Origin of the sequence: Sulfuricaulis sp., from assembly GCF_041499725.1 — a bacterium.
Taxonomy (GTDB): Bacteria; Pseudomonadota; Gammaproteobacteria; order Acidiferrobacterales; family Sulfurifustaceae; genus Sulfuricaulis.
Genome location: NZ_JBGQKW010000093.1, coordinates 1 through 10,309, shown reverse-complemented (window position 1 = coordinate 10,309; position 10,309 = coordinate 1). Strand labels below are relative to the sequence as shown.

The 10,309-nt window shown below is 56.9% G+C and carries 11 protein-coding genes; all 11 read left to right on the top strand.

What is annotated here, in order from left to right; genetic code table 11:
* Positions 1–421: orotidine-5'-phosphate decarboxylase (gene pyrF / locus ACC569_RS12665; protein WP_372523897.1), on the top strand; the 421-nt coding region annotated here is incomplete at its 5' end.
* 215 nt (positions 422–636) lie between these two features.
* Complete coding sequence (rfaE1, locus tag ACC569_RS12660; protein WP_372523896.1) at positions 637–1,593, top strand: D-glycero-beta-D-manno-heptose-7-phosphate kinase; 957 nt, start codon at positions 637–639, stop codon at positions 1,591–1,593.
* Positions 1,590–2,603: an ADP-glyceromanno-heptose 6-epimerase gene (gene rfaD / locus ACC569_RS12655; protein ID WP_372523895.1), complete on the top strand. Its 1,014-nt coding sequence runs from the start codon at positions 1,590–1,592 to the stop codon at positions 2,601–2,603. The genes rfaE1 and rfaD overlap by 4 nt, the downstream gene beginning before the upstream one ends.
* A 37-nt stretch (positions 2,604–2,640) precedes the next feature.
* On the top strand, positions 2,641–3,942 hold the full coding sequence (locus ACC569_RS12650; protein ID WP_372523894.1) for a nucleotide sugar dehydrogenase: 1,302 nt from the start codon (positions 2,641–2,643) through the stop codon (positions 3,940–3,942).
* A gap of 7 nt (positions 3,943–3,949) precedes the next feature.
* A complete protein-coding gene (rfaH, locus tag ACC569_RS12645; protein WP_372523893.1) occupies positions 3,950–4,474 on the top strand; it encodes a transcription/translation regulatory transformer protein RfaH in 525 nt (174 codons plus the stop codon).
* A 244-nt stretch (positions 4,475–4,718) separates the two neighbouring features.
* The gene (locus ACC569_RS12640; protein WP_372523892.1) at positions 4,719–5,321 is read left to right on the top strand and encodes a winged helix-turn-helix transcriptional regulator; all 603 of its coding nucleotides are present in this window, start codon (positions 4,719–4,721) and stop codon (positions 5,319–5,321) included.
* Positions 5,322–5,452: 131 nt separating this feature from the next.
* Positions 5,453–6,463, top strand: coding sequence for an NAD-dependent epimerase (locus ACC569_RS12635; RefSeq protein ID WP_372523891.1), 1,011 nt, complete (start codon positions 5,453–5,455; stop codon positions 6,461–6,463).
* A gap of 44 nt (positions 6,464–6,507) precedes the next feature.
* Positions 6,508–7,911 (top strand): mannose-1-phosphate guanylyltransferase/mannose-6-phosphate isomerase, encoded by a 1,404-nt coding sequence (locus ACC569_RS12630; RefSeq protein WP_372523890.1) that lies wholly within the window; start codon positions 6,508–6,510, stop codon positions 7,909–7,911.
* 2 nt (positions 7,912–7,913) lie between these two features.
* Positions 7,914–9,032, top strand: coding sequence for a GDP-mannose 4,6-dehydratase (gmd, locus tag ACC569_RS12625; RefSeq protein WP_372523889.1), 1,119 nt, complete (start codon positions 7,914–7,916; stop codon positions 9,030–9,032).
* A 3-nt stretch (positions 9,033–9,035) separates the two neighbouring features.
* The gene (locus tag ACC569_RS12620) at positions 9,036–9,983 is read left to right on the top strand and encodes a GDP-L-fucose synthase family protein (protein ID WP_372523888.1); all 948 of its coding nucleotides are present in this window, start codon (positions 9,036–9,038) and stop codon (positions 9,981–9,983) included.
* Positions 9,984–9,992: 9 nt separating this feature from the next.
* Positions 9,993–10,309 (top strand): GDP-mannose 4,6-dehydratase (locus tag ACC569_RS12615; RefSeq protein WP_372523887.1); only part of this gene is annotated, 317 nt, incomplete at its 3' end.

Sequence of the window (10,309 nt, the reverse complement as noted above, 5' to 3'; positions counted from 1 at the left end):
GAAAATGCTGCTGGCGGCGCGCGAGGCGGTTGACCGTCTGGCCCGCCGCCCGTTGCTGATCGGCGTGACGTTGCTGACGAGCCACGACGGAGACGATGTCGCCGACCTGGGGTGGGGACGGGACGATGTTGCGCGCCACGTAGAGCGCTTGGCGGGGCTCGCGCAGGCTGCCGGTCTGGACGGCGTCGTCTGCTCACCGCAGGAGACGGCCCAATTACGCCGTCGTTTCGGCAAGGATTTTCTTCTGGTGACACCCGGGGTACGGCCGGCCGGTGCCGCCACCGACGATCAGAGCCGCACGCGTACGCCGGCCGATGCCGTGGCCGATGGTTCCGATTATCTGGTGATTGGACGGCCGATCACACGGGCGGCGGACCCGGTAGCGGTACTCGCGGCGATCAATCGCGAAATTCAGGCTTGAGAAATCCTCCGGATGGGCCGCCAATGCCGTTCCAAACTTGTTTTCCTAGCGGGCAGCTTGGATTCCACGAAAGCCATAAGCGCGCGAAACAGATAGGCGACCAAAATCGGTTGGAACGGCACCAATCGACAGTAACGGAAAATGCCCGGATAATAGCGGCCAGCGACGTCCGGCGCATCCCGAAACGCGCCTTCAGACCAGGATAAATAAACAAAGTGTTGCCGCAACTCCTTGAAGAAATCGCCCACGCCAAGGTACTGGTGGTGGGGGATGTCATGCTGGATCGTTACTGGTACGGCGATGTCGAACGCATCTCGCCCGAGGCGCCGGTACCCGTGGTGGCGGTGAAGCAGGCGAAGGAGTTGCCCGGCGGCGCGGCCAACGTGGCGCAAAATGTGCGGACGCTGGGCGCCGCGTGCACCCTGTTTTCCATCAGTGGCGATGACCGCGAGGCCGACGGGCTCGAACGGATGCTCGGCGAGGCGGGCATCCGATGCCAGCTGCACCGGGACAAGCTGCTCAACACCACCGTCAAGCTGCGCGTCATTTCACGGCATCAGCAGCTGTTGCGCATCGATTTCGACTGTCCCGTCAGCAAGGATGCGCGCGTGAAGCTGCTCGACAGCTATCTCAAGCATCTTTCGGAATATGACGCCGTGATCATTTCGGATTATGGCAAGGGCGGTCTGGGATACATTCAGGAGATGATCCAGGCGGCGCGTGCGGCTTCGCGTCCGGTGGTGGTGGATCCCAAGGGGGACGACTACAGCGGTTATCGGGGCGCGAACCTGATCACACCGAACCGCAAGGAGTTCGAGCATGTCGCCGGCCGTTTCCGCGACAACGCCGAGCTCGAGCGCAAGGCCTTGGCTATGACCAAGGAACTCGATCTGAGCGGCGTGCTGGTGACGCGCGGTGAAGACGGCATGAGTCTTGTGGAACAGGATGGGCGCGTGCTTCACATTCCGGCGCACAAGCGCGAGGTATTCGACGTGACCGGCGCAGGCGATACTGTGATTGCGTCCATTGGCTGCGCTTGGGCTGTGGACAGCAAACTGGAAGACGCACTGCATCTGGCCAATATCGCCGCTGGGATTGTCGTCGGCAAACTGGGCGCGGCGACCGCGAGCCCCGCGGAAATCATGTATGAACTGTCCGCACAGGAGGAATGATGTACGTCGTCACGGGTGGAGCGGGCTTTATCGGCGCCAATCTGGTCAAGGCGCTCAATGAGCGCGGCGAGAAGAATATTCTCGTCGTGGACGATCTGGAACACGGCGATAAATTCAAAAATCTTGTGGATTGCGAAATCGCGGATTACCTGGATAAACGCGATTTTCTCGAGCGGATCACCAGCGGGGAATTCAAGAAGAAGTTCAAGGCGATCCTGCATGAAGGCGCCTGTTCCGACACCATGGAGCATAACGGCGTCTTCATGATGGGCAACAATTATGAATACTCCAAGGCCTTGCTGCATTACTGCCAGACCAGACGCATTCCTTATTTGTATGCGTCGTCGGCGGCGGTTTACGGCACCGGCAAGGTCTTCCGCGAGTCACGCGAGTGCGAGGGGCCGCTCAACGTATACGGCTACTCCAAGTGGCAGTTCGATCAATATGTGCGCCGTCTGTTCCCGAAACGAACGGCGCAGATCGTCGGATTCCGTTATTTCAATGTCTACGGCGACCGCGAACAACACAAGGGCCGCATGGCCTCGGTGGCATTTCATCATTTCAACCAGTACCGCGAGTCCGGCAAGGTAAAGCTGTTCGAAGGTTGCGACGGTTACGGTAACGGCGAACAGCGGCGCGATTTCATCTCAGTGGAAGACGTGGCGGCGGTGAACCTGTTTTTCCTGGATCACCCGCAGAAGAGCGGAATCTTCAATGTCGGCACCGGCCGGGCGCAGACCTTTAATGACGTGGCGGCGGCGGTCATCAACAGTTTTCGGCGGATGTCCGGCAAAGCGTCCGCGGACCTGAAAAGCCTGCAAAAAGAGGGTCAGATTGCCTACATCAATTTCCCCGACGCGTTAAAAGGCAAGTATCAAAGTTTCACGCAGGCGGACATTGCAACGCTGCGCCGCGCCGGCTACAAGAAGTCCTTCATGACCGTTGAGGAGGGAGTGGGGCGGTACATGGCCCGTCTGGCCAAAAAAGAAGGCCCTGTCTCCGGTCCGTAAACGGTTTTTCAATTTATATCGAAATACGCAAGAACGCATGCAAAAATTATCGTTGGAAAATAAAACGGTTGCCGTCGTGGGACTCGGTTATGTCGGTTTGCCGTTGGCGGTGGAATTCGGAAAGCGCCTGGCGGCGATCGGGTACGATCTGAGCGAGGCCAAACTGGACCACTACCGGCGCGGCCAGGATCCGACCGGCGGGGTGCTCGAGAGCGACCTGCGTGCTGCCACCCGGCTGAAATACACGAGCGACCCGCGCGAACTCGCCCAAGCGGATTTCATCATCGTGGCCGTGCCCACGCCGGTGGACGATGCGCATCAACCCGATTTTTCGCCGCTGCGTTCCGCCTGTGAATGCATCTCGCGGCACATGAAGAAAGGGGCGATCATCATTTTCGAATCCACGGTGTATCCGGGCGCCACGGAAGAGGTCTGCATCCCGGTACTGGAAAAAGACTCCGGGATGCGCTGGAAAAAGGATTTTCATGTCGGTTATTCGCCGGAGCGGATCAACCCGGGCGATCACGAGCATACGTTGACTACCATTACCAAGGTGGTTTCCGGTGACGATGCAGCAACTCTCGAAGCCGTCGCGCAATTGTATGAACTCGTCGTCAAGGCCGGTGTCTGCCGTACCTCCAGCATCAAGGCGGCCGAGGCGGCCAAGGTCATCGAGAATACCCAGCGCGATCTCAATATCGCACTGATGAATGAACTGGCTATTATTTTTCACAAGCTGGGCATCGATACGCTGGAAGTGCTCGAAGCGGCCGGCACCAAGTGGAACTTCCTGCCCTTTCGGCCCGGTCTGGTGGGCGGCCACTGCATCGGCGTCGATCCTTATTATCTGACCCAGAAAGCGGAGCGGATGGGTTACCACCCGGAGGTCATACTTGCCGGCCGGCGTATCAACGACAGCATGGGCAAATACGTGGCCGAGCAGACCATCAAGCAGATCATTCAGGCGGGACACTCGGTTAACGGGAGTCACGTGATCGTGCTGGGTATTACCTTTAAGGAAGATTGTCCCGATTCCCGCAACACCCGCGTGGTTGACGTGGTAAACGAGCTCAAAACGTACGGAGTGAACGTCTGGGTTCATGATCCCGTGGCCGATGCAGAGGAAGCGCGGCATGAATACGGCCTGGAGCTGCATCCCTGGGAGAAACTGCCGAAGGCCAAGGCCATTGTGGCGGCGGTGGCGCACAAGGAGTTTCTTAAAAAAGGGATGGACGAGATGCTCAAGAAGCTCGAAAAGGGCGGCAGTTTCATAGACGTCAAATCGCGTTTCGACGTCAAAGCCTTGGCTTCCGCCGGCGTACAAGTATGGAGGCTTTGATCCGACGTTGAACGAGGCGAACCGCGACACGGCTTCCCGTCACTGGTATCTGGTTTACTGCAAACCACGGCAGGAAACCGTTGCCCGGGAAAATCTCGCGCGCCAGGGTTACGAAACCTATCTGCCGATCATGCGCGATGCACGGCGCCGCCAGGGGAGGCGCGTCGCTGTCATCGCCCCGATGTTTCCCCGCTATCTGTTTATCCACCTGAGCAGCCGGACCGACAACTGGGGGCCGATTCGCTCCACGCTCGGCGTGGTTTCCATTGTACGTTTCGGTCGCGAGGCGGCGCGGGTCCCGGACGGTCTGATGGCAGCGTTGCGATCCCGGGAGGATAGGCAGGGTATCCAGATTCTCCCGATCGAGGAATACAAGCCAGGTAGCCGGGTGCGGATCACCCAAGGCAGTTTTGCCGGATATGAAGGGATTTTTCAGGCGGCCAGCGGCCGTGACCGTGTCACCGTGCTGCTCGATATCCTCGGCCGCGACGCCCGCACCACCGTCGATACCGCCTCGATCGAACCGGCCTGAGGAAACCGATTATTGAGGCGACACGGCACTCTTAAGCCATCCGATCGGTTTCCTCTCTTGGCCCTTATTAAAGTCGTCTTATCGCCTCAATAATCGTGGAATCCATATGATTTTCATTATTGACCCGGCACCTCCCGCCATCACTGACCCAGGGAATACCGTGACGGCGGTCTGTGTTCAAGAACAAATGTGCCGGGTCAATAATTCTTGACCGGATGGCACGAGGGGTTATAGTGTTCATATCATGAACACAAGAGCCGACAGGGAAGAAGCGCTGGTTTTGGAGCTGCTGGACGCGGTCGGCAAGCAAAGCAACGTCAGTCAGCGTCATCTGGCCAGCGACATGGGCATCGCCCTGGGGCTGGCCAATTCCTATCTCAAGCGCTGCATTCGTAAGGGGTTCATTAAGATCAGCGAGGCTCCGGCTAATCGCTACCTTTACTATCTGACACCCAAAGGCTTCGCCGAAAAAAGCCGGCTCACCGCGAAATACCTGTCCTCATCCTTTGCCTTTTACCGCAAGGCCGGCGATTCCTGCATGGATGTTTTTCAGAAATGCGAGGCGCAGGGCTGGCGCAGGATTCTGCTGTACGGCATGTCGGATCTTGCCGAAATCGCCACGCTGCGGGCACATGAACGTGACGTTCAGATCGTCGGGATTCTCGACCCTCATACCGAGCGACGCCGATTCGCCGGATTACCGGTGTGGCGGAATTTAGATCAGGCCGGACCCTTTGATGTCTGCGTGCTGACTGAACTGAATTCACCCCTGGTCAGCTACGCGCAGTTAATGAAGGAAATCGATAAAGAACGCGTGCTGGTTCCGGATATTTTGCGGCTCGAATAGTTTTTGTCCGGTCAGGAATTGAGCGATCCCGCCCCGCGCCGTGACGGGATGCCACAAGATGTGTGGAACTATATGTTCTGCATGGCGGTAGCGTGTCAAAATACAGGTTTTAACATAGAAATTCACAGAAAATGAAAATACTTGTCACAGGGGCCGCCGGATTTATCGGTTCCGCGCTCGCGCTCAGGTTGCTGGAGCGGGGCGATACGGTGTGCGGCATCGATAATATGAATGATTATTACGATGTCCGGCTGAAGGAAACGCGCCTCCAGCGCACCAAGGACCATCGCCATTTCGAATTTCAGAAGCTCGATATCATCGATCGGGAAGCCATGGCGGAGCTTTTTCAAAAACAAAAGTTCGATGCCGTGATGCATCTGGCGGCGCAGGCAGGGGTGAGATACTCGATCACCCATCCCCAGTCCTACATCGATTCCAACCTGGTCGGATTCGGCAACATTCTCGAGGGATGCCGGCACAGCGGAGTGAAGCACCTAGTGTTCGCCTCCTCAAGTTCGGTCTACGGCGCGAACACCAAGCTGCCGTTTTCCGAGCATGACAATGTCGACCATCCCGTATCGCTTTATGCCGCCACCAAGAAGGCCAATGAGTTAATGGCGCATTGTTACTCCCATCTTTACGATCTGCCCTGTACCGGTTTGCGATTCTTTACGGTATACGGGCCATGGGGCCGTCCGGACATGGCGCTGTTCAAATTTACCAAGGGAATACTGGAAGGCGAACCCATCCCCGTCTTCAACCACGGGAAAATGATCCGCGATTTCACCTATATCGATGATATTGTCGAGGGGATTGTCCGTGTGATCGACCGCCCGGCTTCGCCTAATCCGGGCTGGTCGGGCAAAACCCCTGATCCAGCCACGAGCTATGTCCGGTACCGTATCTATAATATAGGCAACAACCAGCCGGTGGAGTTGATGCGCTATATTGAAGTCCTGGAAAAAAGCCTGGGAAAAAAGGCAAAACTTCAAATGCTGCCGATGCAAGAGGGAGATGTGCCGGCGACATCCGCCAATGTCGAGAGCCTCGAAAATGACGTGGGTTTCCGGCCGCGCACGTCTGTAGAGCAGGGAGTGGCGCGCTTTGTAGAGTGGTACAAATCATACCACCGCATTTCCTGATTCATCTCTTCAATCCCTGTTTTGTATAAACCAGCAAGCAATTTATGAAAATCAATCCAGTCATTCTCTCAGGCGGTTCGGGTACGCGCCTATGGCCGCTTTCGCGCGAGCAGTATCCCAAACAGCTGCTCAGTCTCATGGGCGAAAAGACATTGTTGCAGCAGACAGTTTCGCGTCTGGATGGCATGGAGCATGTCGCTGACTCCCTGCTGGTGTGCAACGAGGAGCATCGTTTTCTGATCGCCGAGCAACTGCGAGCGCTTGACAAGACGCCGGCCGATATCATTCTCGAGCCGGTCGGGCGCAATACCGCGCCGGCCCTGACGCTGGCGGCGCTCGCGCTCCAGAAGAGCGCGCCAGACGAGGCGCTGATGCTGGTGATGCCGGCCGATCATGTCATACAGAACGTCGGCGAATTTCATTCCGCCGTCAAAGCGGGAGCCATCCTGGCTGAGAAAGGGCGCTTGGTCACTTTCGGGATTGTACCCACGACCCCGGAAACCGGATATGGGTATATCAAGAAAGGCGATGATCACAAGGTCGAGGCATTTGTGGAAAAGCCTGACGCCGAAACCGCCGGTCATTACGTGCGATCCGGTGACTATTTATGGAACAGCGGCATGTTCATGATGCTTGCCTCGGTCTGGCTCGATGAACTGAAGAGGTTTCATCCGGCCATGTTCGAGGCATGCAAAGCGGCATACGAACAAGGCCGGCGCGATGGCGATTTTTACCGGGTGAATGCCCAGGCGTTCGGCAGCTGCCTGTCCAACTCGATCGATTACGCCGTCATGGAGGAAACCGACCGTGCCGCCGTGGTGTCGTTGAATGCCGGCTGGTCCGATATCGGCGCCTGGTCGTCTTTATGGGAAGCCTCGGTGAGGGACGAGCAGGGAAACGTCATCCAAGGCGACGTTTATGCGCATGAAACGCGGAACGCGCTGTTGATTTCCCAGCACCGGTTTCTCGCGGCGGTGGGACTTGATGATATTATCGTCGTGGAAACTCCCGACGCCGTGCTGGTCGTGCACAAGGACCATGCGCAGAACGTCAAAGAGGTGGTCAATCGCCTCAAGCAGGAGAAGCGCAGCGAGTATCAGACGCATCGTCGGGTATACCGCCCCTGGGGATATTACGAGGGCATTGACGCCGGACCGCGGTTTCAGGTGAAACGCCTGATGGTCAAACCCGGCGCGGCGCTGTCATTGCAGATGCATCATCACCGCGCCGAGCACTGGGTGGTGGTCAAGGGAACGGCGCGGGTGACGAAGGGGGAGGAAGTATTCATGCTCACGGAAAACCAGTCCACCTACATTCCGCTGGGCACGACGCACCGGCTGGAAAATCCAGGCAACATCCCGCTTGAAATCATAGAAGTGCAATCCGGAAGCTATCTCGGCGAGGATGATATCGTGCGCTTCGAGGACAAATACAACCGGGCTAAATGAATATGGAAAAAAGAGCGCTTATCACGGGCATCACCGGGCAGGATGGGGCTTACCTCGCCGAATTTCTGCTGAAAAAAGGTTACGAGGTGCACGGCATCAAGCGCCGGACCTCGCTGTTCAACACGGACCGCATCGATCATCTGTACCAAGACCCGCACATGAAGGGCCGCAAGTTCGTCCTGCACTATGGCGATATGACCGATTCCAGCAGTCTGATACGCATTGTGCAACAGGTTCAGCCAGCTGAGATATATAATCTTGCCGCCCAGAGTCACGTGGCCGTGTCGTTCGAGGAACCGGAATATACCGCGGATTCCGATGCCTTGGGTGCGTTGCGTCTGCTGGAAGCCATCCGGATCCTGGGGCTGGAAAAGAAAACCCGCTTTTATCAGGCTTCCACCTCGGAACTATACGGCAAGGTTCAGGAGATTCCCCAGCGCGAGACCACGCCATTTTATCCGCGTTCGCCCTACGCCGTAGCAAAGCTGTACGCCTATTGGATCACGGTCAACTACCGCGAGGCCTATGGCATGTATGCCTGCAACGGCATTTTGTTCAATCACGAAAGTCCGGTTCGTGGTGAGACCTTCGTAACCCGCAAAATTACCCGCGCCTTGGCGCGCATCAAACTGGGCCTGCAGGATTGCCTTTACCTCGGCAACCTGGACGCCAAGCGTGACTGGGGCCATGCCCGCGATTTTGTCGAGGCCCAGTGGCTGGTACTACAGCAGAAAAATCCGGAAGATTTTGTCATTGCCACCGGCGAACAGTACAGTGTACGCGATTTTGTAAACGCCGCCGCTAAAGATCTGGGCATGACGATTGAATGGCGCGGCAAGGGATTGAAGGAAGTTGGCATTGTTGGCCGAATCGAAGGCAATGAAAAGAATGGCCCCAAAAAGAGCCAGACTGTTGTGCGGGTCGATCCGCGCTATTTCCGTCCCACGGAAGTCGAAACGCTGCTCGGCGACGCCACCAAGGCGCGCAAGAAACTCGGCTGGAAACCGAAAATCAAATTCAAGGAACTGGTGGCCGAGATGGTGCGCGAAGACCTGAAGGCGTCCGAGCGCGATGAGCTGGTGAAGCGACATGGTTATTCCGCCTACGATTATCACGAATAGACTATGAAACCGGATAAAAAAGTTTATGTCGCCGGTCACCGTGGTTTGGTAGGTTCCGCGATTGTCCGCCGGCTGCAGGCAGGGGGATACTCCGATATTATCCGGCGTACACATGCCGAGCTCGATCTGACCGATCAGCGAGCGGTGAATGAATTCTTCGGGAATGAAAAGCCGCAGTTCGTGTTTGTCGCCGCGGCGAAGGTTGGCGGAATTTACGCGAACAACACCTATCGCGCCGATTTCCTCTATCAGAACCTGATGATCGAATCCAATCTCATCCATGCCTCCTACCGTCATGGCGTGAAGAAACTCCTGTTTCTGGGATCGAGCTGCATTTATCCCAAGCTCGCGCCCCAGCCGATGAAAGAGGAGCACCTGCTGACGGGGTTGCTCGAACCGACCAACGAACCCTATGCCATCGCCAAAATTGCCGGCATCAAGATGTGCAACGCGTACAACCGCCAGTACGGCACCAACTTCATGAGTGCCATGCCGACCAATCTCTATGGCCCCGGTGACAACTACGATCTGAAGAATTCACACGTACTGCCGGCGCTGATCCGCCGGATGCACGAGGCTAAGATGCAGGGCGCCAAGGAAGTGGTGGTGTGGGGCAGTGGTGCCCCGAAACGTGAATTTCTCTACAGTGACGACGTAGCCGATGCCTGCGTGTTCCTGATGGAGCGATGCAACGCCACCGATATCGGCGAGTTCATTAATATCGGCGCAGGCAAGGAAATCACTATCCGTGAACTGGCGGAGCTGATCGCCGAGATTGTCGGTTTCCGCGGCAAGTTCGTCTTCGACAGCTCAAAGCCCGATGGCACGCCGCGGAAACTGCTGGATGTATCGCGTTTTCAGGCGCTGGGCTGGCAGGCTAAAACCGGTTTCCGCGAAGGCATCGTCAAGGCCTATGCGGATTACTTGAAAAACGTCCTCAAGGCCGCCTAAAACAGAATAATGAGACATTCGATCCGAAAACGCATCCTCGTCACCGGAGGCGCTGGTTTTTTGGGTTCGCACCTGTGCGAACGCCTCCTGGCTGACGGTCACGACGTGCTGTGCGTGGACAATTTCTTCACCGGCACCAAAGATAATATCGTGCATCTCATGGGCAATCCGCATTTCGAGGTGCTTCGGCACGATGTTACGTTCCCGCTTTATGTGGAAGTGGATGAAATCTACAACCTGGCCTGTCCGGCCTCGCCGATTCATTACCAGTTCGATCCGGTGCAGACGACCAAGACCAGCGTGCACGGGGCGATCAACATGCTGGG

What these genes read in the sequence shown, in the direction of transcription:
- rfaD (WP_372523895.1), top strand. Translation starts at nt 1,590, where the DNA reads ATGATGTACGTCGTCACGGGTGGAGCGGGCTTTATCGGCGCCAATCTG.
- ACC569_RS12650 (WP_372523894.1), top strand. Translation starts at nt 2,641, where the DNA reads ATGCAAAAATTATCGTTGGAAAATAAAACGGTTGCCGTCGTGGGACTC.
- ACC569_RS12640 (WP_372523892.1), top strand. Translation starts at nt 4,719, where the DNA reads ATGAACACAAGAGCCGACAGGGAAGAAGCGCTGGTTTTGGAGCTGCTG.
- ACC569_RS12635 (WP_372523891.1), top strand. Translation starts at nt 5,453, where the DNA reads ATGAAAATACTTGTCACAGGGGCCGCCGGATTTATCGGTTCCGCGCTC.
- ACC569_RS12630 (WP_372523890.1), top strand. Translation starts at nt 6,508, where the DNA reads ATGAAAATCAATCCAGTCATTCTCTCAGGCGGTTCGGGTACGCGCCTA.
- gmd (WP_372523889.1), top strand. Translation starts at nt 7,914, where the DNA reads ATGGAAAAAAGAGCGCTTATCACGGGCATCACCGGGCAGGATGGGGCT.
- ACC569_RS12620 (WP_372523888.1), top strand. Translation starts at nt 9,036, where the DNA reads ATGAAACCGGATAAAAAAGTTTATGTCGCCGGTCACCGTGGTTTGGTA.